Consider the following 24,815-nt stretch of genomic DNA (forward strand, 5'->3'; position numbering starts at 1 on the left):
GATAATAAATTATATACCCCTTAGCGAGTAGACCTTTGAATCTATTTATTAAAAATGCCAATCGTTGGGTTATTGTACCTGGCTTAGTTATCCCATTATTTTTAGCGCTTATAGCCAATTTTTTTCTCGCCGACTTGGTCTGGCCAAACCCAATACTGCACGCTCTCTTGGAAGGAGCGGGCGTCATTGTCTATATGAGCCTAGGCATTTATATTACAACACTTGTTAAAACGCACGCACTGCCTATTCGGTTTTACTGGCCGGTTGCCAGCTTCCTTTCGATGGGGGTAATCACCGTTTTTCATGGCAGCAGTGAACCGGGCAACACCTTTGTTGGCCTTCATAGCGTCAGCGTGTTAATCGGTGGGCTGCTTATGGCGATGATCGCACTGCCCTCGCGTCTGCACAAACCAAGCCTGCTAAAACATCTACCTTGGTTGGGGCTAGTGATCGGTTTTGGTATCAGCCTAGCGATGATCATGATGGATCAACAGTTCCCAACCATGTTGGTTGAAGAAGGTGTTTTTAGCGAAACCGCGATTATTTTAAATACGCTTGGCGCTGTCGGCTTTCTTGTTGCGACCTTACATCTTCTATTTTACAAAAAAGCAGAGCTCTCTCACTGGGCCTTGGCGGTATTAACGCTGTTATTTTCGGCATCAGCTATTCTTTTTGAATACTCCGCACTTTGGGATGCAACCTGGTGGCTTTGGCACTTTTTAAGATTTATGGCATTAAGCATGTTGTTAGCTTATTTTTTTCATTGGTTCTACAAACAAGCAGAGGATGCCAAAAGCCAAGCCGATAAACTAGAAAACCTAGCCTTTCGTGATAGCTTAACTCAATTGCCCAATCGAGCGCTGTTTTACCAACAGTTCAACCTCGAACTGCAAAAAGCTAAACGTAACCAATTTACCCTCGCCTTGCTTTTTATTGACCTCGACCGCTTTAAACAAGTCAACGACACGCTGGGGCATGATATTGGTGACAAACTATTAGTCTTGGTTGCCGCCCGCCTCAACCATGCGTTACGTCAAGCTGACCTTCTGGCTCGGATGGGCGGCGATGAGTTTACCGTTATCCTAAACGGCCATCAAACCGAGGCGTCAGCGTCCAAGGTCGCTCAGCATATTATCAACACCTTAACACCCAATTATCAGATTGATCAACATGATATCAATATTGGCGCCAGCATTGGGATTGCGTTTTACCCAAAGGATGGTAGCGAAATGGGAACCTTAATGCGTTTGGCGGATACCGCCATGTATCAAGCCAAAGCCGCCGGACGCAATACCTACAGAATCTATCAATCCGACTAACTTGCCTAACGGCCAAACACTTTTTTTAACAAATCGGTTGTTTGCTCAAGGGGATTTTCACGAATCTCGGCCTCTTTTTGTCCAAGATAATAAAACAAGCCCTCCATGCCTTTTTCGGTGGTGTGGCCAATCAAATCCGCTTTAATATCCGGCACGAACGGTGACTTTTTATATTGCGCCATCGCTTGGTCATACGCCCTGACCGCACCTACTTCGTTTAGCGTTTGTTCAATAATCGGGCGCATCTGCTGTTGCAAGTCATCACTGGTTTTTTCCCGTAGAAACCGAGTTGCTGAGTCATTCGGGCCATGATAGAGCGCCTGCACATCCTCAAATGTCATCGACGAGATGGCATTGACAAACAAAGCCTTAGCTTGTGGCGCGGCTAATTCCGCTGCCTCATTCAGCTTAAGCTCCAACTCTTCGGTATAACGCCCCATTCCAACCCTTGAAAGCACACTGTCAACGCGCTTCATTTGATCCGGTAAAGGAATCCGAACCAAGCTGTCATGGGTATAACCCCCCGACGCACCAAGTTGCGCGACCACTTTTTCTGAGCCGATATTCAAGGCTTGACGAAATGCTTGTGCCAATTCTTCATTCGAAAAACCGGTTAACTGACTTGCCGCTTGGCTCACCTCAGGTTTTTGCACGATTTCTGAGGCTGCTTCTTTTGCTTTCGACCACCAATTAGCTTGTGCAGTCATCGATACACCTGCTAATCCGATCGCTAAGCCTAATGCCAGTTTATTCACCATCACCCACTCCTAATTTCTTAATTCATTTTTCGTAAAAGCAATTATACATGGCTAACAAAAACCCTCGCACAAAATAAAAAACCTACCAGGCCTGCTGCTGACCTGATAGGTTTTATTAAACAAAGGATTTACGGATTAAGGCGACATTAAGCCGTTTTCGGCTTGTCGGCAAATTGCGCTCGAAGCTGTTGTGCCGCTTTGACCATATTTGCCAGTGCCGGTTCGGTTTCCGCCCAGCCGCGAGTTTTTAAACCGCAATCCGGGTTCACCCATAGCCGTTCAGCCGGAATCAATTGGGCCGCTTTTTCAATCAAACGCACCATCTGCTCGACCGTTGGAATATTCGGCGAATGGATGTCATACACCCCTGGGCCGATTTCATTCGGATAGGCAAAATCAACAAACGCATCCAGCAGTTTCATATTGGATTTCGAGGTTTCAATCGTAATGACATCGGCATCCATCGCCGCCACCGCTTCGATAATGTCATTAAATTCGGAATAACACATATGGGTGTGAATCTGGGTGTCATTCTGCACGCCCGAAGTGGTGACACGGAAGCTGTTGACCGCCCAGCGTAAATAATCCGCCCAATCCGACTTTTTCAACGGCAAGCCTTCGCGTAAAGCCGCTTCATCAATTTGAATCATATGAATACCGGCGGCTTCCAAATCCAGCACCTCGTCACGCAAGACCAAGGCAATTTGGTTACAGGTGGTTTCACGCGGCTGGTCATTGCGCACAAACGACCATTGCAACATGGTCACCGCGCCGGTCAACATGCCTTTCATAATCTGATCAGTTTGGCTTTGCGCATACTGTGACCAACTCACCGTCATCGCTTGCGGACGCGACACATCGCCAAAAATAATCGGCGGTTTCACACAACGCGAACCGTAAGACTGCACCCAACCAAACTGAGTAAAGGCATAGCCATCCAACTGCTCACCAAAGTATTCCACCATGTCATTGCGCTCCGGCTCGCCATGCACCAACACATCAATGCCGATACGTTCTTGACGCTCACAGACATCACGAATCTCCGCTTGCATCGCCTCGATATACTGCGCCTCAGTCAGCGTGCCGTTTTTAAACTGACGACGTGCTTGGCGGATTTCAGCCGTTTGCGGAAACGAACCAATGGTGGTGGTCGGGAATAACGGCAAATTAAACTTGGCTTTTTGCAGTGGCGCGCGCTCGCTATAAGGCGCAGCACGATCAAGCGGCAAGCTAGCCAACTGCGCCAAGCGCGCTTGCACTTGGGCATTATGAATCAGCTTAGATTGCTGTTTGTCTGCCATCAGCTTGGCGTTTGCTTGCAACGCGGCTTGTTCAGCTTGACCATTTAGCGCATCGGCAATCAGCTTCACCTCGGCGAGTTTTTGTTTGGCAAACGCCAAATAGCTTTTCAGCTCAGGATTGAGCTTGTCCTCCACTTCGAGATTCACCGGCACATGCAATAACGAACAGCTCGGCGCAATCCACAAATGATCAGCAAACTTATCTTTGGCGGCCTGCAGGCTGGCAAGCGCCGCATTTAAATCGGTTTTCCAAATATTACGACCATCAACCAAACCGAGCGATAACACCTTAGCCGCCGGATACTGCTCAATCAGCGCATTTAACTGCTTTTCGCCGCGCAAACCATCATAATGCAGGCCTGCTACCGGTAGATTGCACACTAAATCCAAATGCGCGCCCAGGGTTTCAAAATAGGTCGCCAACAGAATTTTCACCGGTGCTTGGCTCAATTCCGCATAAGCAAGATCAAACGCCTGCTGCCATTCTGTGCTCAGTTCCAAGCCCAAAATCGGCTCATCAATTTGCACCCAGTGAATCCCCTGCTCGGCCAGTTTTTGTAAAATCTGTTGATAGACGTTTAGTAGCGCTGGCAAACGACTCAACTTAGGAATCGCATGGCCGACATTTTCCGCTAGATACAGATAAGTCACCGGCCCGACCAACACCGGTTTAAAGTCAATATTCTGCCCATCGCCCTTGAGCGCCAAGGCCTCCGCCACTTCCGCAAACAGGCGCGTATCGGTCATGGCAAACTCGGTGTCGTCATACAGCTCCGGCACAATGTAATGATAATTGGTATCAAACCATTTCTTCATCGCCCCCGCATAGCCCGCTTTCGATTGGGCTTGTTGATGGCCGTGTTCCGCACAGCAGGCCTGGTCGTCCGACGGCGCACGCCCGCGCGCCATCCGAAACGCGACATCCAACTCATAATTTTCTTGACGAAACCGCTTGGGAATCACGCCCAGCAAGGTGCTCATATTCAATACTTGGTCGTAATAGGCAAAGTCATTCAACGGAATCAGCTCAATGCCCGCCGCAATTTGCGTTTGAATGTTTTGATAGCGAATCTCCGCCGCCACCGCATCGAGTTCGGCTTGGGTTTTATCGCCCTTCCAATAGGCCTCCAGCGCAAATTTCAATTCACGAAAATCGCCAATGCGCGGATAACCGAGGTTGTGGGTTTTGATTGTCATGTTTGTTTCCTTGTATTGTTTCAACCAACAAAAGTGTGATCGCCGATTATGGTAAGACGCCACAAACATGAAAACAAACGAATAAAATTCAGATTAACTTGAAGAAAATTAATAGCAATGGGATGGAGTTAGCTAATCCAGAATTTAGCGCGGCTTAAAATTCTACTTTTAGTTTTGGTTATAAATGGGGGGGTTACACAGCGGCCGAAAACTCTAGCTATTAAACCTAGTGATACTCATTCCTAAATATTTTTACAATACAAGAGCAGACTCCTGCTTAATTCTGATTGCTAACGCTTGGTTCAGGTGCGCCGTAGGTGTCACCTGAACCACTTGTTATGAGCGTATTACACAACCTTCTACACGCATCTCACTCAATGTAAATTCAGCCTTAAAGTGATTATTTAAAGCCAACTGAAGATCGCTAATAGTTACATTGGGTTTAAAGTAACTAAATCCATGCAAGCTCAATGAGCCTGATGCGTCATCCTTTATTGAAAATAAATCTTCTATTAAGTCAACAGCTTCTAAGCTTTGCCAACAAAAAGGAACAACGCCTGTATGAACAAATGAGTTAGTCCATTCATTGATTGCTTTTAATAAATTTAAACACACCGGAAACTCTATAAGGTCAGTATTGTTAGCAAAAAAATCTAGCAGGGAGCTTATCGGAACAAATTTAAAACCACCACCAATTTTCTCGACCTTTTCCAACCTAATCATGTTTTTTAACTTAACTTCGATAGATTGGCGTATTAATGTTGGCATTGTGGAAAAGTTAAAACTTCTACAAGTTGTTTCAGGTATGTTTTTGTGGGTGAAGTACGAGAATTTCGCATGTAGAAAGAATTGATGGCTTGACAGATAGTTATCGCGGCTAACTTGACAATCCAAGGCGAAACGGCCACCTGAAATTTGATTAAGCAATGAAATATCAGAAATTAATTCTCGAGTGAGCAACACAAGATCGTTTTCAGTTAGGTTATTTTTGTAAAATTCATTGAACTTAGACTTACTGTCAACAATTTTCTCAATTTGATTGCATGCTGACTTGCACTGCGCTTCAAACCAGTCTTCATTTATATCGCCACTGTAAAGATGAGAAAGGTATAGGCCTGCATTCTTATCGTTTAAGTAATTATCCAACTTAACCTTTAAGCCAATAAGATCTGATTTATTGTGTTCAAGATTACGCATTGCAATTTTAGCCAATTCTTCTGAGATATCCATATGTGTTCCTTACACTTATAACGCCTGTATTCTGGTAAGGCCTGATCTTACTCGACACTTTTAAGTGTTCTCAAAATAACGTCTTTCAAACTCAGCCGGAGATATGCGTCCGACTGATTTGACTTGTTACATGCTCAACCCACTCAATTTGCTTTGCATAGTTTCGCGGTAGTGGGTGATAGTACGAGTATTTAGTGTTTGGCTTTAAAATTCCGATAGGGTTGCTAATACACAAGGCTTCTATGGCTTGTTTAGCCAATGGAATTAAGGCTTGGTTTACGCCCCAGCCAAAAATAACCGGAATACCGTTAACGAATAGCTGCGCTAAATCAGCCTGACGACTAGGCGAAAAAATCGAATGCTCTACTACTCTGCTCTCTTCGGACCTCAAGAAACGATATAACTCTCTTGAAACCGGCGTGCGCAGATCAGATAGATTAAGAATCCTGGCGTAGTTAAATACCACGGCATCCATGACTCTCATAATTTGTTGTTGTGTATTGTCCGGCTCCGCCTCTGATGGTATGAAGTTATTATCGATACCGTCCAATGGGTAAGAAGAACCTGGATTCATCATTACTACCATGAGATCAGGTTCATTCATTTCTACACAAACTCGCTTGATGTCTAGATACTTGCGTAACTTGTGCCCATTGGACTCGTAAAAGAAGCCTTTAACTTCGAATATGTTGCTCAACTTGATTCCTTGGATAGCATGTAACGCCCCACTCACCGGAATTTTGGGAGCGCAACGAGTAAAATTTCCGCGTGCAGTGGCTTGTTAGAAGCATCACTCTCTGATGCTTGCCAGCTCTTGTTCACTGAACTCAATTTCGCTAACCCGAAGAAGACCGCTAGCAATAGCCGGCTCGAAATGTTCCAAAAGCCTATCGAACCCACCACTTCTTGATGGCTCCTCTTCAGGAATGTTCATTAGCACCAACTCAAGATAAGCATTTACATTTTTAGTTGCCTTGTAGTGGGAGATCTTGCTAAGCATCATATAGAGGCGATCTCGATACATAAATGGCGCCCCTCTATTTGGCCTAAACTCTACAAATATTTCATAGTCTTCATCTCTGTAATAAGCATCATAGATTGGTTGAATGTTGCTCACAGGGTCAACACCATGAAACTGCGTTGTTAGTTTGGCTTCCGTTATTACATTTGATTGGTGGATTTTCTTTGAAGTCAAATATTTTGACAAGGACAATTTCTCAGCTTCCCTCCAGTTATAGCTAACTCTGACGGGTGCCGTTGATTCTGCTCTTGTCGGCGACTGCTCCGAGCTTTTACTCTCCTCTACTTCTTCGACTGACGCCTTGGTTACGGTCGGTGGTGCGTGATAGTCGCCGTACACGTTGGTATGACTTTGGTTTTGTGTGTTATTGCTCGTGACAGAAATTAACTGAGTTAAAAGGTCGCTGTTCTTTTTCTCTAGTGTTTGAACCTCTTTTTCTTTCTTTTTGACCTCGCGAGAGATCGTGAGCAATTTTCCAAGAGAGAAGTTATCAAACGACTCGGCTAGTACAAGCACTAGCAAAAGAAATAGGAGAAATACAACTCCGTTATTTAACTCGCCTTTCGGTTCAACCCAGACATAGTTAAATATCACCATCGCAGCCAGCAACAGACAGAATATTGAGATCAACACCCTGACGAATGTAGACGCCTCTTTCATTTCAGATTGACTCATAATTCTCCTTGTACTGCTAACTATTATTAGACATCCTAAACCAAATACATTAAGCATGCCAATAAATTATAAAGCTGGTGTTTCACATCGATAACTTCGTAGATTGAATTAACATAACACCTTGTTATTATTAAATTTAATTTCAATCCTTAGCGTTTTATGAGGCATAAATTACAGCGCCTAAACCACGAGATCTTGTGCGTAAACGCATCCAAACTAGGTACTATTCTATACGCACTGAGTAGTCTTGTGTTGAGAATGTGACACGGGCCAAAAAATACAGCGTTTGCCTGTCGTTTTAACAAAAACTAAAGCCAGTCAATTACTTGAAAATATTCTACTTTTTTATCAAATTCAAACCAGGCCTGGTTTCATTAAGCACCGCTTCATTGAGTTAAAACCTATATCCCCGATATTAAAAAATCGATTGACACCAATATGTCTGATCTGAAATGCGTGAGATCAACGCCTTCACTGCCTAATTTGGCGCCGTGTTATTCCCGACATATCCTGCGTCATCAGGGTATAGGACTCGCCTTCAATCAATATGACCGGATTCAGCTTGGATAACCGAAAAGTGGAGTTAGCTAATCGAGAATTTAGCGCGACTTAAAATTCTACTTTTAGCTGCGGTTATAAATGGGGGCTTTGGCTAGATCTTAAAAAATTTATCACTTTCGGAAAGCTCAAGAATGACAGACTGATTTTTTAATAAATCGAATCTTGGATCGACCAACTTATCGCTTAAAAGCGCCACAATATATTGCCCTTCAAGATGCTCGGCTCGTTGAAAGATATCAAACACTTGGTTCACATCAACATCTTCAATACTATCGTGAATTACAAAAGATGGGCGTTTTATGTTGGTCGCCTTTACAAATTGAATATATGCTAGATCAAATGCGCTTAATTCCCCTTTCTTCTTTCCACCAGTTGGGTTCGGGGCAATATTAACCACGTCAAACCTGCACTTCTCGGTTTCTACATCAAACTCTAAATCGAAGATATATCTGTCACCATAAAATGACTTACTTAGCTCACCAAAATATTCGTTAAATAGCTCTACATTATTATCAAGAGCGTCTGTATTTTTTGCTATTTCTTGAACAACTTTTAGCTTGCTACTTTCTAAAGATTCAATCTCAGACTTTGTGTTCTCAATTTTATCCAATAAAGCAGATATACCTGCAATTTGCTCCTTAATCTTGGACAAATCGTTATAAAGAATCCCAATAGACCTAAGAGTGTCTGGCTCTTTTATGTGCTTAAAGATCCCAGACTCAATATTTTGTAGAGAAGATATTTCATCTCTTACTCTTGCCTCCTCTTCCTGATATTTATCAAAATCACTTTTCAGGAGATTTACTTTATTGGAAACCACTTTGTTATGAAAAACCACAAGATCTTCAAATGAACGCTTTAAGCCATCACTGATAGCTACACCCGCCTCTGCATAAATAGTGGTTAGCTCTTTTCCAGCGACACTCGCAGCACTTTCTCTAACCTTATTAATTGACTTTTCCAAATAACTTAATCTGGTCTTAATCTTGGAGTAGCCAATAGTCAGATCAGATATTTTATTTTGAATATCAACCAACTCTTTAACACTTGAATCTTGACTCCCAGTAAAATCAAACGCGTCAATTTTTTCCTGAAGCTCTGCTTCTTCGGTTTTTAGTGGCGCTATCATTTTTTGTAATGCGCTTTCCCTGTGAGGATTCCTATAAGCCGCCAAGTGCTTCGTCTTGGTTCTAATTTTATTATTTAGATTGGCCTTATCTTTTAAAAGATCCATTCCAGAAAAACCAAATAGAAATAAGTAAAGTTGATCATAAATATCTGGCTTCGCATTATCATGTAGAAACTTTGTCGTGTTTTGCATTTTCTCATTAGTGTTTCTTATAAATTTATGAGAAAGATTTCTGATTGAAGGCTTTTCATTTACTTGGCCAAATATTTGCTTGGCAACAAGATCCGCATAGTCGCTCTTATCACATACTTTAGAGTCAAGATAATAAACCGATGATTTTGGATCGGTTGTTAATGTTCTTCCAATTCTGTGTTCTTTTAGATCGAATCCTTCAGTCTCAAGCTCCACATAAATCGTATTCTCATTTATGAACCTATACACATCTGGAATTGGCTTGCCAAATTCTGCTTCTGTATAAATATCCTCGCCAGATGATAGAAATAAATAGTCTATTAATCTTGATGGCGTTGACTTTCCGACGCTATTTCCCGTACTTCCAGACTGAGAAATAGAATTTACTATTAAATTCAACCCCTTTTTGAAGGAAACAACTCTAATTAACTCACTATTTTTATAGACAGACAGTTTAATTAGCTTCATACGTAATATTTCCTTTTTCGCTTAGGCGAATAGCCCCCGCGATAAACAGCCAATCCAGTGTATATACGAAAACGTCGAATGATGCATTAAACTCACTCCTTACCTTCTCAAACAAACTTTCTATCTCAATTTCCGTATAGTCATATGTTGCCATCACATTCAGAATAAATGCGCCGATATTTATAGGGTTGAGTTTTGGATCAGAGTCAATTGTGATCATTTGGATTTTCCAAAACTATACATTCGATAATGCTATAGCTTGTTATTAAGCTAACTCCGTAATCAATATCTTCCTCAAAGTAGCCCTGCTTTAAATCTGCTGAGTTTTTCACAAATCTTTTAGTTAATGAAATTACTTCATCCACAATCGCGTCAGAATTAAGCTTCAATTTATCTAGGTCAAAGGGGGATCTATTGATCGAGTATTTGTCTAATGCACGATTATAAAAGGCTTTCATTTGCCTCTTTAACTTTGTGCTTCCATTCAGAATAGTTTGATTCAACGCTTCAATTGATTCATCAATGAGTAATGAAGACTGTATGTATTCTTCAATAATCCATTTATGGTTTTTTAGATCGTTAAAATTGATTTTTACGTCTATTTTGGCTGGATCTCTATCTAAATTAATTTCTGTTTGATCACTTGTTGCTATGATCTCAATTAACTTTCCTAATATGGAAGGACGAGCGGAACCACCTTCATCAATGATAGTGACCGCCCCTTTATTGTCATTAAATGTCACACCTTTTGACATTTTCTTTAGCCCCTATTATCAATATTTACTGGGCCACTGTTTTCTTGGAAATACTGTGATTTTTCGCCTTGTCGAACAGTGTTCTCATTCTTTGTATTGGCTTGAAGATTTGTTATTTCAATCCGTAAACTTCTTGCCTCCTCTTCAGCTTTTGACCTACCCAAGTATTGAACGATTGCGATTATTGCTGCCACGAATGAAAGCAAGTACCCAATAATTCCAACAATTGGATTTGACAGGAATGAAGTAATTAAATCCATATTCTCTGCACCTATACTATGACGAACGACTCGCAGCCGATTCAGGTTTATAACGCGAAGCTTTGCGGCAATTATGGAACCGCGAAGCGGTGGAAAAATTGTCCGACAACAGCGTATTGTTAGGCGATTCGTTTGCACAAACCACCTACTTCGGGACACTTTAAGAGAAATGGATTTAACCCATTGGCTTCCCGAGGAAGCCACAAAAGCCTGAACTCCTTTTGACTCGCGTAGAGGTCAGGCGGCTTTACAAATCCAATTGGCCCCGGCGGACGCTCCATGCCGGTGTAGAGCCTGTTTTTATAAATAACTTTTCCAGCAGCAGCTTCTCTAATCGAAACTATCCCCTCAAGGACCTCCGATACGGCAATAAAGAATTGTCTGGGATTCGTTATTTCAACGCAGTACCTGCCAAAAGTTTCGCCTAATTTTTCTGGCGAAAACTCAGTTGTTGTGCAGAGCACGTAAGCGTCGTGAAGGACTGACTTCCTGATATTATTGCTTATCGTAATGTTGCTGCACCCTGGCCCTATATGAATCCCACTTCTTCTTGCGACTTCAACCAATTCCGGATCGCTGCTGCCACCAACTGCATGACCTGAATTGTAGGTTTCGTGCCCTTCCTCGGAGTCTCCTTGCTCAGGATTCTCATAAGCTCTGCACGTTTCTAGGGTACTAAGCCAAACATCACCACGCGCAAGCGCGTCAGCTTGCCATTCTTCCTGAAAGAACCGATATACAGATTGACTGTGTTCATCCAGCAGAACGAGCGCCCGAGATGAGTTCTCTGACAAGCCATGCTCTTTTAGCTCTCGGCGTTCCCGTTTCAGTCTGCTTTTTTTACCCATGTATAAGCACTCTTCGCCTAACTATTATTAGACATCCTAAACCAAATACATTAAGCATGCCAATAAATTATAAAACTGCTGTTTTATATCGATTTTTTCGTAGATTGAATTAGCATAACACCATGTTATTATTAAGTTTAACTTCAACTCTCAACCATTTTATGAGGCATAAATTACAGCGCCTAAACCACGAGATCTTGTGCGTAAACGCATCCGAACTAGGTATTATTCTATACGCACTGAACAGACTTAGGTTAAAAATGTGACACGGGCGAAAAAAACCACAGCGTTTGCCTGTCGTTTTAACAAAAACTAGAGTCCGTCAATTACTTGAAAATATTCCACTTTTTTATCAGCGTCACACCGGGCCTGGTTTCATTAAGCACCGCTTTCATTGGGTTAAAACCTATATCCCCGATATTAAAAAATCGATTCCCGCCATGCCCTGCGTCATCAAGCTATAGGACTCGCCTTCAATCAATACGACCGGGTTCAGCTTGGATAACCGAAAAGCTTGCCGTATAATCAAACTAAACTTAGCTAAGGATAAAATTATGCACGCGGTCAATATGTTTGAAGCCAAGTCTCAGCTTTCTAGACTGATCGAGGCGATTGAAAGCCATCAAGAAAAAGAGATTATTATTGCGCGCCACGGCCGTCCGGTTGCCAAGCTGGTGCCACTTGATACCACGCCTGATACCACGCTCAGAATTGGCGTTGCAAAACATCTGATCATTCCCGATGATATTGATGCTCATAACGACCAGGTCGCCAAGCTGTTTTTAGGACAAGACGCATGAATATTTTGCTCGACACCCATATCGCGCTTTGGGCGATTGCCGACAGCCCCCGCCTCAATGCTCAAGCTAAACAGGCCATTTTAAATCCCAAAAATACCATTTGGGTCAGCACCGTCAGTTTGTGGGAAATTGCAATCAAACACAGCCCTGGCAAGGGCGATATGCCTGTTGATGCCAAACAAGCACTGAGCTACTTTCAAGCCGCAGGCTATCAAATATTGCCCATCTATGCCGAACACACTCTTGCGATTGCCGAATTACCCCACCATCATCAAGATCCATTTGATCGACTGCTGATTGCACAGGCGATGACCGAGCCGATGCGACTCATGACTCATGACACGCAAATTGAAAAATACGGCAGTATGGTGTTAATGGTTTAGTTAGGGATTTAAAAGAAGCCGCAAATCCTGACCATCACAACCAGGCCTGGTTATTTTTAATACCGGCTAACGAACGGCTAAATTAATCGAAATAATTTCATAAACATAAACGACAACCTGATTTAATTAAAGTAAACTTGCCACAAAAAGCAATTTGCTATAAATTATGTTTTATACAAAACCTAAAAAGGCATAAAACATGATTCATAGCGTTGTTCGTCAGACTTCGCAGTTTATCCTGCAGCGTAGCCAGCCCAGTTATCAGCGGTTCTTGCTCAGCAAGATTGATTTCAATGACCGGTTGATTGGCATTAAGGGCGCGCGCGGCAGTGGCAAAACCACCCTGCTGCTGCAATATGCCCAACAATGCGGCTTGCCTTTGAGCAAAGTGTTGTATGTGTCGTGTGATCATCCGGCGATGGTGGATGCCGACCTGTTTGAACTGGCGATGACGTTCTACCAAGAAGGTGGCAAGCTTTTGTTGCTCGATGAAAGTCACAAAGCCAAACAACTCGGTGCGTCACTCAAGGCAATTTACGACACCTTTGATTTAAAAGTCATTTTTTCCGGCTCTTCGGCGATGCAAATGACGCATCAATCGGCAGACTTATCCCGCCGAGCGGTGATGTTTCATTTACCCGCCTTGTCATTCCGCGAGTTTTTAGAAATTGAAACCGGCATTCAAATTAAGGCGTTCAGCCTTGCCGAATTGTTGAAAAACCATCAAGACATTGCGCTGGATTTGACCGCACAATTTAGACCGATTGAGCATTTTCGCGCTTACACGCAACACGGTGCCTATCCGTTCTATCAAGAATCCCTTAACAATTACCCATTAAAACTGCTCGAAGTCATTAACCACACCATTGACTCCGACCTCACCAGTATTTTCCATATCGATTCCAGCAAACTTGATAAATTGAAAAAGATGCTCTATTTGCTTTGCGCGACACCGCCACTGGAACTTAATAAAGCCAAAATCAGCTCTGCCCTCGAAGCCTCCTGGCCGACGATCGATAAATACATTCAACTCATGGCCTCGGCTGATTTGATTCATCACCTGCGCGGTGGCAGCGGCATGCGCGCGGTCAATAAACCGAATAAACTGCTGCTGGCTAATCCGAATCTGTTTTATGTGTTATGCGCCGAACCCAATAGCGGCAGTGTGCGCGAAAGCTTTTTTGTATCGCAACTGAGCCATCAGCATCAGGTGCATTATCACCACCAAGCCGACTTTATTATTGATGAACAGGCTATCTTTGAAATAGGCGGCGCAGGCAAAACCAAAAAACAGCTTCAATCGCTCGACCATAGCTACCTAGCGCTTGACGATATCGAAGTCGGTCATCACAACACCCTCCCGCTATGGATGTTCGGACTGTTGTATTAAAGCTCAAATTAAATTGAATAAAATTGATAGTTAAAAAGCAGGCAAACCCATGCTCGAAATCAAACACCTTAAAACTCTTGATGCGCTGGCGAAGCACGGCAATCTAGTGAAAACCGCCGATGCCTTGTTTATGACGCAATCGGCGCTGTCGCATCAGATTAAACAACTTGAAGACAGTGTTGAACTCAAATTGTTTGAGCGCAAAAGCCAGCCGTTGCAATTCACGCCTGCGGGGAAGCTGCTGTTGCAACTGGCGCAACAGGTTTTGCCACAAATCCACCACACCGAAAACCAACTCAAACGCCTCGCCTCCGGTGAACAAGGTCGGCTGAAAATTGGCGTGGAATGCCATACCTGTTTTGAATGGTTATTGCCGCTGCTGCGCCCTTATCAAGCGCAATGGCCGAATGTCGATGTCGATATTGCCGGACGTTTGAGCAATCTCGCGCTGCCCAGCTTGCTGAAACATGAATTGGATTTGGTGATTACGTCCGACCCGCTTGAAAGCGACGAATTGAAGTTTGAGCCGTTATTTAGCTATGAAATTCAATTGGTATTGCCACCGAACCATCCGCTCAACACCGCGACCCATAACCAGGCCTGGTTGCAACCGCAAGACTTGCAAAACGAAACCCTGATTTGCTATCCGGTAAGTGAAGACAAGCTCGATATTTTCCGCCAGTTTCTGACCCCGCACAACCTGCGGCCAAAAGCCACCGAACACACCGACATGACGCTGATGATGTTGCATCGTGTTGAAAGCGGGCGCGGCGTATGCGCCCTGCCAAAATGGTTGCTCGATACCCAAGACGACTTTAAACACCTGCCGCGCAAACGCCTCGGCCAACACGGCCTCTGGTCAACCCTCTACGCCGCCACCCAAACCAAACAATCGCCCTATATCCAAGACTTTATCGACCGCATTAAACAAACCATGGGGCATTAAGCAGCGCACCAGGCCTGGTTGGATGGATAAAAACAAATCATCCATAATTATGTAAATTATAAAGGTAAAGATATATAATTTATAAAAAAGGATGCTAAGTTATGATTAAACGCCATATTCAAAACCTGCTAAACGACTATCTCAAACTGTTTCCGGCGATATGGCTAGGTGGTGCGCGCCAAACCGGAAAATCGACGTTGGTGATGGCCTTGCCCGATTACCATTACGTCACGCTCGACGACATCACCCTGTATATGGCGGCACAAGACAGCCCGCAGACGTTTATTCAATCCCTGCCCAAGCCGGTGATTATTGATGAAATTCAACGTGTGCCCGAATTACTGCTGGCGATTAAGCAAGACATTGATGTAAATCGTCAGAATGGTCGTTACCTGCTCACGGGGTCAGCCAATCTGCTTGGCATGAAGAATGTACAAGACTCGCTGGCCGGGCGTTTAGGTGTACTCGAACTCACCCCCTTTAGCCTGCGTGAACTCAATAACCACCCGCAAAACCTGCTGGATGATTTATTCGATGGCGCAATAACACAACAAACACCAACGTTAGACAAACCCGTCATTGAACAGATGCTAAGTGGTGGTTATCCAGAAATGCAAACCCTCTCCGACGCACGTTTGCAAAAACTTTGGATGGGCGCTTACATCACCACCTATATTGAGCGCGACGCATTTAACCTGGCCGAAATCCGTAAAAAAGATGCGTTTTATCGGCTATATCATATCCTGGCTTCTCGCAGTGCTAACCTGCTTAACAAAGCCAGTTTGGCGCGCGACATCGGTATCAGCACCGCCTTATTGGATGACTACTTGGCCTTATTGCAAACCACCTATCAAATAAAATTAGTGCCCGCCTATTGGGATAACCTCACCAAACGCCATGTCAAAATGCCGAAATTGTTTTTCATGGATACCGGGGTGTTGTGCAATATGTTACAAGTGAATTTAGACAGCTTTTGGCAAAGCCCTTATCGCGGCTTAATAGCGGAAAACTTTGTGTTTAGCGAATTGTATCGCGCTAAACAAACGACACTTGAACCGACCGAGCTCTATCACCTGCGCACCAGTGATCAAAAAGAGATAGATTTGATTGTGAAACGCGGACAACAAACGATTGGCATCGAAGTGAAAGCGTCCAGCCAAATTGACGCGTCCGCGTTTAAACATATAAAGCCTTTTGCTGAAAACCTCGGCGATAACTTTAAAGGCGGTTATGTGTTTTATTTAGGCGACCACGCCGTGCAATTCGGTGACAAACTCTGGGCGTTGCCGATGGCCTATTTGGGTTAAGACAGAAAATACTTGACCGAGCGACCTTTGCCTTACACTTGCGTCATGCCCTTAGGCGGTTAAACAGAAAGTTGATAATCAGAAATCAAAGACTCTAGTGGAATATTCAAACCCTGATGAAGTTTGCGAATCATGCTCAGCGATAAACGACGTTTACGATTAAGCACTTCGCTCACACGACTGCGCTGTCCCAACATAGGCGTTAAATCCGCATCGGACAGGCCTTGTTGCTCCATGCGAAACTTAATAGCTTCTATGGGATCAGGTGCTTCAATCACATACATTTTAGATTCATACGCATCCACCAAGGTAATCAACACCTCCAACTCATCCCCCGCATCCGTTCCAGGCTGGGCATCAAACAGTGAATCAATCCGACTCAAGGCCTCTTGATATTCATCTTTTGTTCTAATCGGCTTGATTTTCATAAATAACCCCCTTCTAAATAGTTGCGACATCGATCTTATCGTATTGTTTATGAGTACCGACAAACCTCACATAACAAACAGATAATGAATAATTTATGGCCACGACTAAACGATACTTGTTGCCATGAATATTGAAAACAACGCGGTTATTACCGACAAAACTCGCGCTTCGAAACTGATTTTTAATATCTTGCGGCGTCAGCCAACTAGCATGTTTAGCCTCGTCATACCAAGCCTTTAAAGCTTGCTCCGCATCAGAGTAATCAGGCATTTCCCAAAATGCTCTTAACGTGGCTCTAGAAATTATTCTCATTAAGTATCTGCCCTTCACAACTTTCCCATTATGGGAAATAATAAAGATTTGTCAATAAAAACATCAATGCCTATTTCGAATGTCATAACGCAGCTCAGCCATGCCTGCGCCCATTTGTTGAACAGACGTTAAACGCAAGGTCGGGCTTAAAACCCGACGCGGAAACAACGGTTTTCCTTGACCTAAAGTGGCCGAACCGATTTGCACAATCAACTCATCCAACAACCCGGCATCATAAAATTGCCCCGCCAAATCGCCACCGCCGACTACCCAAATATTCTTATCGCCAGCCGCCGTCTGCATGTCTGCAAATACATCCGCCACATGACCACTCACAAACCGAATATCCGCCCCCACAACAGCAGGAAGTGTACGACTGGAAAACACCCAAGTCGGCTGGGTATAAGGCCAAGGTGAACCGGTTTCAGCCATCACAGCCTCTGCATTACGCAAAATCCATTCATAAGTTGAAGAACCCATCGCCAACGCGCCAACCTGCGCAATAAAATCGGCATAACTCGACTCTTCTAAACTTCCCAGCGGAAACAACCAATCGAGCGAATCCGCCTCCGTCGCAATAAACCCATCCAACGATGACGCAACATAATATTGAGTTTTCATAACTACTTTACTGAAAAAAATTGATCAACCACCAAGCCGGTGGTTAAAGGTGTTATGCCATAAACCTAAGTGCCATTATTTTTTGCTCTTAGCGACTGATTCTGAACTGTTCAGCCACATCAAGCCATTACTCAACAACCTAAAATAACTGCTCTTTAATTGTTAAGGAGTAATTTAGATACGTGCAACATCAATGTTGTAACCTTGAGCGCACATTTCTTTTGCCAATATTAAACCAGCCTCTTTAGCAAGATCATCTCTAAATGGAATGTAAATCAGGCCTTGAATATCAGAGGGACGCTCCATGTTTTCTTGCTGTTTTAGGAGAATTGCCACTCGCTTACGTCCCAGCTTAGAAAGCAACATGCCGAGTTCAAGCACCACGTTTTGCCTCGCCCTGTATGCCGACTCATCTGGATGCTGAGCACGGTGACCTTTATCATCTGGAGTTGCTAAAATTACTGCAAATTGGACATCCGCAGTGTAGGCTTCCAGCTTTTCAATTATGGTTTGGCCTTCTGATGGCAATTGATCAAGGATTAAGGGCTCCATTCCCCAACGGCGCAACATCGCCTCTAGCTGAGTGCGAGCGGGTTCATCATGGCCGTAAACAACAAAAACTTTATTGTTTCCACGTACAATTCCTGCCGCTGGTACAGCGGTCGGTTGACCACCAGGGTTAAGCCCTAACATTGCCTTAACATTTTCTTGTTCTTTACCACCTACGACGATTTTTCCTGAGTCATAAATATTCACCGACGAACCATTGGTGAATTTAATCTGCTGCCCATAGCCAATTGGCTTAATTTCATCAACCATATAGCCGTTAGCAACAAGTATTTCCTGTACTTTCTGTAAGTTCACTGAATAACCTCCTATTGTCATTTAATGCAAGCTTAAGGCACGAGCATCACCTGCATAGCATAATAATGCAGGATATTCACAGCACAACCATGCAGGTTGCTAACAAAATAAGAAAAAACCCTAGAAAAATTGCCAACTTCAATCTTGTCAGGATAACCCACTTTGGCCACTTTTTGCTTTTGATGTATTTGTTTGCACTCCATATAAGCTCACCGTCTCGGACACGATTCCACTCCTCTTTAAGTAGATTTTGCATAAGCACGGCAAGCTCATTTTTTAACCTTGCGTATTCCTGTCTTCCGCCAGATCTGCCTAAGTATTCTTCTGGTATTCCTTCAAGATTTTCCAATACAGTTTTTGAAGGTTGCTCTTCTCGGTTCAAAAAGAGCTTCAACTGGCAGATTAGAGCTAGAAGTTTTACTTTTTCACGATATGCCTCTTCATCATTTTTATAAGCCACATCGGTATACACTTCTCCTTGCGTCAAGGTCTCGGATAGGAGATTTCTGACCTTATCTATCCACTCTTGTCGAAACGTCGAAATCTTATGTTCACGAGTTAAGAGGGTAGATATAAAACCTCCGACCAAGGCCCCCAAAACTGTCCAAAGACCTATATAAAGGCCGATTTGGTCACTTCCTGCCATTTAATATTCCTCCTCCGCTACAACATTTATCAACATAACTTAAATGGCACCCATTTTTAATGATCAATACAATAAATGACCCAACCTAAAAGAAAGAGTCCTTTTAACGTTAAATATTAATTTATTGAATATTTTGCTTACGCCAATTATCTACAGCTAACGTTAGCCGGTCTTTTTTTACAGGGCACTGCCATTCGTCCCAGAAATCAACCGTTCCACTATTTGGCCTATTGAGTGGTTCGTCGATTCTTATTCTACTGGGTAGCAAGCTAGCATCACCAACTATCAATGCCTCACCCGTATCTAAGGTTGGAAGAATGTCTCCAAAACCACCTAGACTATCTGGAAGTAATTTTTTAATAACACCCTGATCCTCTGCATTTGTCAGTCTCATAGATATGAAATTGCTACACTGACTCAGCATGGTCTTATTTACCTCTGACGGCCTTTGGCTAATCACTACCAGGCTAACGCCATACTTACGTCCTTCTTTGGCTATCCGTTCAAATATCTCGATTGATACACTATCAGCTGAGTCTGCTGAGCTCTTTTGCGGCATATAAAGGTGTGCCTCATCACAAAGCAAGGCGATAGGATGTCGCAACTCCGCTGGAGTCCATTGCTGTACTGAAAATGCAGCTCGCGCCACTAAGGAAACTATTAAAGGGAGAATGTCCGAAGGAACTTCGGAAAAATTGACAATCTTGATACCTGCACTTCCGTTTTCGGAAGAACTTCCCAGCAGCTTTGTAGACAGCCGATTTAACCAAGAGAAATCCAGAATGTCATCGCCACCATTAAACAGGAAACCAAGTCTACGATCAGAAATCTTATTTTCTAAGCGAGATATCATCCTCGCTAACTTGCCAAAAAAATCGCCTTGTTTTTCTGACCCCGCTTTAGCACCCGGAACCATCTCAGTATTTATGTAGTTTAGCCGACCAAGTAACTCTTGTAAGTCAAAAGGAACAGGGCTGTCTACCGTAAAATGAGACAAAATATCAACATGTCCATGATCTTTTAGATATTGACGTTTTGCCTGGTTTATTTCTCTAGCCACAATCATCGCTTGATTAGGGGCATTTTGATCACTACGGTCAACAAACATTGACACCAGAGCCTCGTAGGAAAGCAGCCAATAAGGAAGGTAAAGAATGCCGTCTTCCAAGGTTCGCCCTGTTTCTACATCAGCAGGGCCAGCAACTTTTAGCTGCTGAATACCGTCGCCTACTAGCGGGGAGTATTCACCATGAAGATCAAACACTATGGCATTGACAGAGCTCAACCCTGCCATTTGCTCAATGATTCTGGCGGTAGTCCATGACTTTCCCGACCCCGTGCTTCCACCTATAAATGCATGGCGTTGAAAAAATTTATTCCCATTTAGATATGCAACGGCATGCTCATCAAGAGTATATTTTCCAAGGGTTAAAGCATTTCCATCGCCCGCAATGCTTGAGAGGGTTCTCATAAACCCAGTAAGATTGTCACCCTCCAGTGAAAAGCAGTTAGCATCAATTTCAGGAACTGACTCAAGTGTTCTACGAAATACGTTTTCCTTTTCACCGTCGCGATCCAACAAAGTACCAATGAGAGCGATTTTGCAGAGATTAAGCTCTGGAGATTGATCAACACTTCCCTCATCGATTATCTCTGTAATAGCCTTCTTTCTTGTAACTTGAACAATTAAACCTATGAGGTGTTGTCCTGGCCTACTACTTTGCAACACAGCTAAATGATTTACCTGTAACCTTTTCAGTTGGTCCACATTGTCTACATCTACAACCACTGTAGCCGTATCAACAGATGCCACTTTTCCAAGTGCATCATCGTCCATAAAATTAAAAATTGGCATCGCTCTGCCCCCTACATTATTAATGTCAAATAGCCTTGGAGGCTCCATAAATTTTTATCAACAAATACTGGCTCTTTTTCAAGAGAGCTATAAATCACTGACTGGTCATCATGTGCGCCACGCTCAATTGCTAGGTAGTTGCTTACGCCGCCATTGATAACATGCCTCCTTGTAGCTTCAGAAATTGAGCGTGTCACAATAGTAATTGGTGCCCCTTGCCGTACACATTTACTCATAAGCTTTGGCTGTATATGCTCATCATTGAATCCATAACCAACACACAGATATGACGCCGCATTTGTAATCGCAAGGTCAGCATTGTTAATAATTGAACGATATGGTTCTAGATGAGTTCTTTGGTACTTTTGAGTTCCAGGCGTCACAATCTGAGGAGAGTATCCGACGGGGATTTCTTCTAAGTGCGATAATCCAATAACGTCTTTTAAGGGTGACTCAAACCAATCAAGCGATCCATGCACTTTCCATATATTAACTTTACGTGAAACTTTAACTTCGGATGGCTGAGATAGCTGACGGAAATAACCATGACTAAATCCTGTGTAATGGTGAATATTTTCCCTATCACATGCATATTCAGCGAGCCTATCGTAATTTGTAGTAATGATGTTAATTGTAGAGATACTTGATTTGAACATATGAGAAAGCAGAATACCGAGACTAAACGGCTCATTACATTCGAGTCTATTTTTGAATATATCCAAATCTTCTTTGTTTATAAGAGTCCAGGTATGGTTAATGATTTTGTCTGTTAGTGCTTGGGATACTTGTATCTGATGCAAAGCCGTTTCTAAGTCGATCCCTGAATTCAAAGCGTTGCAAAACTCACCCCAATTGCTTTGCTCTTCTTCCAAAAGATCAGAAACATCGGTGTGCTCAATTAAATAATCGGCCAATTTTCCCATGCCTGACATACCATAGGCGGCTGAAGCGCCACTCCCTAAAATAATAACAGGGGCTTTCGAATAATAATCTTGTGCCTGATTTTCAAAGCTCATTAGATACTCTTTTAATAAAACTGCAATATGGTTTACTTGGTAGTGTAAAGTGAACGGGAGTGCTTTAGCACCACGTAATTTTCTTAAAAAAACTGAATATCAATCCTACCCCATCACCATCTGCTTTTCCACATTAATACGCACTTAAACTTGATGTAAAGCAACCAGGCCTGGTTGTTTTTATCTCACTCATTCTTCATCAGTTTTATTTCATTGACGATTTTCAAAAGTGCCCATTCGGTTTGGCGGTTCCAGTCTACGGCGCAGGATAGGCGTAGGCAGTGGTTGTAGTTTTCGGTGGTGGTGAAGATGCGCCCGGGTGCGATGCTGACGTTTTGCGGGATCAGGCGTTTGGTGAGTTCAAAGGTGTCGATCTCGAACGGCAGTTCGACCCACAGCACAAAACCACCTTTGGGGCGGGTGACTTTGGTGCCTTGTGGGAAGAGTTCGATAATGGCGGCAGTCATACGGTCGATGGCAAAGGCGTATTGCGGGCGCACGCGGGTGAGGTAGCGTTCGAATTTGCCGGATTGCAGAATCTCCGTAACCGCGAGTTGCGCAATCGATGAGGTGGCGAGATTGGATGCGTATTTAAAATATTCCAGCTTGTCGTGATAGCGTTTGGAGGCAACCCAGCCGACACGCAGGCCTGGTGAGAGGGTTTTAGAAAAAGAAGACGCGTAAATCACCCAATCGTCTTGATCAAAGGCTTTTAGCGGTTTGGGGCGGCGTGTGCCGTGGGTGATTTCGCCATACACATCGTCTTCGATCATCGGGATTTGGCGCTTGGAAAGCAGTTCAACCAGTTGATGTTTTGCCTGGTCGGGCATGCTTAATCCCAACGGATTGCTGAAACTCGGCACCAGCACACAGGCTTTTATCGGCCATTGGTCGAGCGCCATTTTGAGCGCGGGAATCGACATGCCAGTATCCGGGTCGGTGGGGATTTCAATCGCTTTCATGCGTAAGGAATGGATGACTTGCAGGAGGCCGTAAAAGGTCGGCGATTCGATGGCGATCACGTCACCAGGTTCAGCGCAGGCGCGTAATGCGAGGCGCAAGGCTTCTTGGCATCCGTCGGTAATGACGATGTCTTGCGGCGTGATGTCGCACCCATTGCCGACCATGCGGCGTGCGATTTGTTGGCGCAGTTCAGGCAGGCCTGGTGGAAATTGGTAATCGTTGACTTCGGCGGGATGCGTTTTGGCAACCTGTCGAAACGCTTGGGTCACGAGATGCGTCGGTAAAAAACTGTGCGCCGGCACCGCCGCACCGAATTGCACCATCTTCGGGTTATTGGCGGATTTCACCAGATGCAGAACCATTTCTTGTCCGCTAACCAAGGTTGGAATCGTGTTGGGGCGCGTGGGTTCGGGTGTGGTGATGGCTTCGGCCATTTGGCGTTTAACGTAAAAGCCGGATTTAGGGCGCGATTCGATATAGCCCTTGCTTAATCTGCTCGGCCAAATCTTCAGCCAGGGTTTGGTATAGAAAATCGTTTGCCATCGAAAATAATCCAACTCATGTATTGCGGTATTTAACCATCAAATTGAAATTCCCAAGCAATACAGTTTACGTTTTTTTAACCATCACAGGTACAGCACACCCAGTTCTGTACTGCTTTTATTTTCAATTTCTAATTCTGTATTGAGGTGCATTCAAACCGTAAACTGGACTCTCAAAGCGAGGGTTTGAGATGCTGAAATTTTGGTCAACATTGTGGTTAAAACTGAAGCCCGTTTTAGGCTTGGTAGTGTGGGCGGTGGTTATATTGTGGTTGGCTTGGCTACTATCAGACATGCCTGTCAATTCTAAACACCAGGCCTGGTGGTGGCATATTAAGTAGTAAAATTGACTAGATTTTCTAGTACTTTAAATACCGCTATCACTTTATAATTTGAGTACAGCATTTTTAACGTGCAATGACGCGGAGTTGATTCCAATCACCTAAGTAGATAGCCGCCATTTGCGCCAAGCACCGACTGAAGGAAATAATATGGCACAGCAATTTGACGCTTTAAACGACAAATTGACGGATTTTATCCAACAGCAAAAAATCTATTTTGTCGGCACCGCCACCCAAGACCGTCGCGTGAATGTATCGCCCAAGGCTATGGATTCGTTACGTGTGCTTTCGGCGAATCAAGTGGCTTGGTTAAATGTCACCGGAAGCGGTAATGAAACCGCCGCACATGTACAACAACAGCCGTGTATGACACTGATGTTTTGTGCGTTTGAAGGCGCGCCATTGATTTTGCGTTTATACGGCACCACCAAAGTGGTGCATCGCCAAGACCCGCAATGGCAAGAACTGTATGATTTGTTTAACCTATTGTCCGGCGCACGCCAGATTTTTGTATTGGATATTGACTTAGTGCAAACCTCGTGCGGCATGGCCGTGCCATTTTTAGATTATGTGGGAGAACGCGAGCAATTAAACGAAGTCACCGCCAAACTCGGTGAAGACGGCATACAACAATATTGGATTAAAAAAACCAAACCAGCTTAGACGGCGCACCCACGCATATTGTT

General features: G+C 43.7%; 26 protein-coding genes. 8 read left to right on the forward strand and 18 right to left on the reverse strand.

The window, feature by feature from the left end:
* Positions 1–35 precede the first annotated feature (35 nt).
* Positions 36–1,319: a GGDEF domain-containing protein gene (locus JX580_RS09640; protein ID WP_248850334.1), complete on the forward strand. Its 1,284-nt coding sequence runs from the start codon at positions 36–38 to the stop codon at positions 1,317–1,319.
* A gap of 5 nt (positions 1,320–1,324) precedes the next feature.
* On the opposite strand, the gene JX580_RS09645 is transcribed toward JX580_RS09640, so the two are convergent.
* From JX580_RS09645 to JX580_RS09690, 10 genes are all read right to left on the reverse strand, one after another.
* On the reverse strand, positions 1,325–2,077 hold the full coding sequence (locus JX580_RS09645) for a DUF4197 domain-containing protein (protein ID WP_248850335.1): 753 nt from the start codon (positions 2,075–2,077) through the stop codon (positions 1,325–1,327).
* A gap of 146 nt (positions 2,078–2,223) precedes the next feature.
* A complete protein-coding gene (gene metE, locus JX580_RS09650) occupies positions 2,224–4,575 on the reverse strand; it encodes a 5-methyltetrahydropteroyltriglutamate--homocysteine S-methyltransferase (RefSeq protein WP_248850336.1) in 2,352 nt (783 codons plus the stop codon).
* Between the two features lie 336 nt (positions 4,576–4,911).
* Positions 4,912–5,805, reverse strand: a complete 894-nt coding sequence (locus JX580_RS09655; RefSeq protein WP_248850337.1) for a hypothetical protein — start codon at positions 5,803–5,805, stop codon at positions 4,912–4,914.
* 91 nt (positions 5,806–5,896) lie between these two features.
* Positions 5,897–6,502 (reverse strand): hypothetical protein, encoded by a 606-nt coding sequence (locus tag JX580_RS09660; protein WP_248850338.1) that lies wholly within the window; start codon positions 6,500–6,502, stop codon positions 5,897–5,899.
* 93 nt (positions 6,503–6,595) lie between these two features.
* A complete protein-coding gene (locus tag JX580_RS09665; RefSeq protein WP_248850339.1) occupies positions 6,596–7,501 on the reverse strand; it encodes a hypothetical protein in 906 nt (301 codons plus the stop codon).
* Between the two features lie 652 nt (positions 7,502–8,153).
* Positions 8,154–9,851 carry a DUF2326 domain-containing protein gene (locus JX580_RS09670; protein WP_248850340.1) on the reverse strand — a complete coding sequence of 566 codons (1,698 nt, stop codon included), beginning with the start codon at positions 9,849–9,851 and terminating at the stop codon, positions 8,154–8,156.
* Complete coding sequence (locus JX580_RS09675; protein WP_248850341.1) at positions 9,838–10,071, reverse strand: ABC-three component system middle component 6; 234 nt, start codon at positions 10,069–10,071, stop codon at positions 9,838–9,840. Before JX580_RS09675 ends, JX580_RS09670 begins: the two co-directional genes overlap by 14 nt.
* Positions 10,058–10,606: a hypothetical protein gene (locus JX580_RS09680; protein ID WP_248850342.1), complete on the reverse strand. Its 549-nt coding sequence runs from the start codon at positions 10,604–10,606 to the stop codon at positions 10,058–10,060. The genes JX580_RS09675 and JX580_RS09680 overlap by 14 nt, the downstream gene beginning before the upstream one ends.
* A gap of 5 nt (positions 10,607–10,611) precedes the next feature.
* On the reverse strand, positions 10,612–10,866 hold the full coding sequence (locus JX580_RS09685) for a hypothetical protein (protein WP_248850343.1): 255 nt from the start codon (positions 10,864–10,866) through the stop codon (positions 10,612–10,614).
* Positions 10,867–10,985: 119 nt separating this feature from the next.
* The gene (locus JX580_RS09690; RefSeq protein ID WP_248850344.1) at positions 10,986–11,714 is read right to left on the reverse strand and encodes a hypothetical protein; all 729 of its coding nucleotides are present in this window, start codon (positions 11,712–11,714) and stop codon (positions 10,986–10,988) included.
* A gap of 554 nt (positions 11,715–12,268) precedes the next feature.
* Here JX580_RS09690 and JX580_RS09695 point away from each other — a divergent pair.
* From JX580_RS09695 to JX580_RS09715, 5 genes are all read left to right on the forward strand, one after another.
* On the forward strand, positions 12,269–12,514 hold the full coding sequence (locus JX580_RS09695; protein WP_006460730.1) for a type II toxin-antitoxin system Phd/YefM family antitoxin: 246 nt from the start codon (positions 12,269–12,271) through the stop codon (positions 12,512–12,514).
* Positions 12,511–12,897, forward strand: coding sequence for a type II toxin-antitoxin system VapC family toxin (locus JX580_RS09700; protein WP_248850345.1), 387 nt, complete (start codon positions 12,511–12,513; stop codon positions 12,895–12,897). Before JX580_RS09695 ends, JX580_RS09700 begins: the two co-directional genes overlap by 4 nt.
* 199 nt (positions 12,898–13,096) lie before the next feature.
* Positions 13,097–14,287, forward strand: coding sequence for an ATP-binding protein (locus JX580_RS09705; protein WP_248850346.1), 1,191 nt, complete (start codon positions 13,097–13,099; stop codon positions 14,285–14,287).
* A gap of 49 nt (positions 14,288–14,336) precedes the next feature.
* Positions 14,337–15,233, forward strand: coding sequence for a LysR family transcriptional regulator (locus tag JX580_RS09710; RefSeq protein ID WP_248850347.1), 897 nt, complete (start codon positions 14,337–14,339; stop codon positions 15,231–15,233).
* A gap of 101 nt (positions 15,234–15,334) precedes the next feature.
* On the forward strand, positions 15,335–16,540 hold the full coding sequence (locus tag JX580_RS09715) for an ATP-binding protein (RefSeq protein ID WP_248850348.1): 1,206 nt from the start codon (positions 15,335–15,337) through the stop codon (positions 16,538–16,540).
* A 59-nt stretch (positions 16,541–16,599) separates the two neighbouring features.
* Here JX580_RS09715 and JX580_RS09720 read toward each other — a convergent pair whose 3' ends face one another.
* The 8 genes from JX580_RS09720 to JX580_RS09755 all read right to left on the reverse strand — a co-directional run bounded on the left by JX580_RS09720 (position 16,600) and on the right by JX580_RS09755 (position 23,803).
* Positions 16,600–16,968 carry a helix-turn-helix domain-containing protein gene (locus JX580_RS09720; protein ID WP_248850349.1) on the reverse strand — a complete coding sequence of 123 codons (369 nt, stop codon included), beginning with the start codon at positions 16,966–16,968 and terminating at the stop codon, positions 16,600–16,602.
* 13 nt (positions 16,969–16,981) lie between these two features.
* Entirely contained in the window at positions 16,982–17,281 is a 300-nt protein-coding gene (locus tag JX580_RS09725; protein WP_248850350.1) for a type II toxin-antitoxin system HigB family toxin, read from the reverse strand.
* A 63-nt stretch (positions 17,282–17,344) separates the two neighbouring features.
* Positions 17,345–17,902, reverse strand: coding sequence for a dihydrofolate reductase family protein (locus JX580_RS09730; RefSeq protein ID WP_248850351.1), 558 nt, complete (start codon positions 17,900–17,902; stop codon positions 17,345–17,347).
* A 174-nt stretch (positions 17,903–18,076) separates the two neighbouring features.
* Positions 18,077–18,766, reverse strand: coding sequence for a TIR domain-containing protein (locus tag JX580_RS09735; protein ID WP_248850352.1), 690 nt, complete (start codon positions 18,764–18,766; stop codon positions 18,077–18,079).
* A gap of 76 nt (positions 18,767–18,842) precedes the next feature.
* Complete coding sequence (locus JX580_RS09740) at positions 18,843–19,412, reverse strand: hypothetical protein (RefSeq protein WP_248850353.1); 570 nt, start codon at positions 19,410–19,412, stop codon at positions 18,843–18,845.
* 121 nt (positions 19,413–19,533) lie between these two features.
* Positions 19,534–21,267 (reverse strand): ATP-binding protein, encoded by a 1,734-nt coding sequence (locus JX580_RS09745; RefSeq protein WP_248850354.1) that lies wholly within the window; start codon positions 21,265–21,267, stop codon positions 19,534–19,536.
* An 11-nt stretch (positions 21,268–21,278) separates the two neighbouring features.
* Positions 21,279–22,283, reverse strand: a complete 1,005-nt coding sequence (locus tag JX580_RS09750; RefSeq protein ID WP_248850355.1) for an SIR2 family protein — start codon at positions 22,281–22,283, stop codon at positions 21,279–21,281.
* Between the two features lie 185 nt (positions 22,284–22,468).
* Complete coding sequence (locus JX580_RS09755) at positions 22,469–23,803, reverse strand: PLP-dependent aminotransferase family protein (protein ID WP_248850356.1); 1,335 nt, start codon at positions 23,801–23,803, stop codon at positions 22,469–22,471.
* A gap of 176 nt (positions 23,804–23,979) precedes the next feature.
* On the opposite strand from JX580_RS09755, the gene JX580_RS09760 reads away from it, so the two are divergent.
* Both JX580_RS09760 and JX580_RS09765 read left to right on the forward strand, forming a co-directional pair.
* Positions 23,980–24,129 (forward strand): hypothetical protein, encoded by a 150-nt coding sequence (locus tag JX580_RS09760; protein WP_248850357.1) that lies wholly within the window; start codon positions 23,980–23,982, stop codon positions 24,127–24,129.
* A 150-nt stretch (positions 24,130–24,279) separates the two neighbouring features.
* Positions 24,280–24,792, forward strand: coding sequence for a pyridoxamine 5'-phosphate oxidase family protein (locus JX580_RS09765; RefSeq protein WP_248850358.1), 513 nt, complete (start codon positions 24,280–24,282; stop codon positions 24,790–24,792).
* The last annotated feature ends 23 nt before the right edge of the window (positions 24,793–24,815 follow it).

Origin of the sequence: Thiomicrospira microaerophila (assembly GCF_023278225.1) — a bacterium.
Lineage (GTDB): Bacteria > Pseudomonadota > Gammaproteobacteria > Thiomicrospirales > Thiomicrospiraceae > Thiomicrospira > Thiomicrospira microaerophila_A.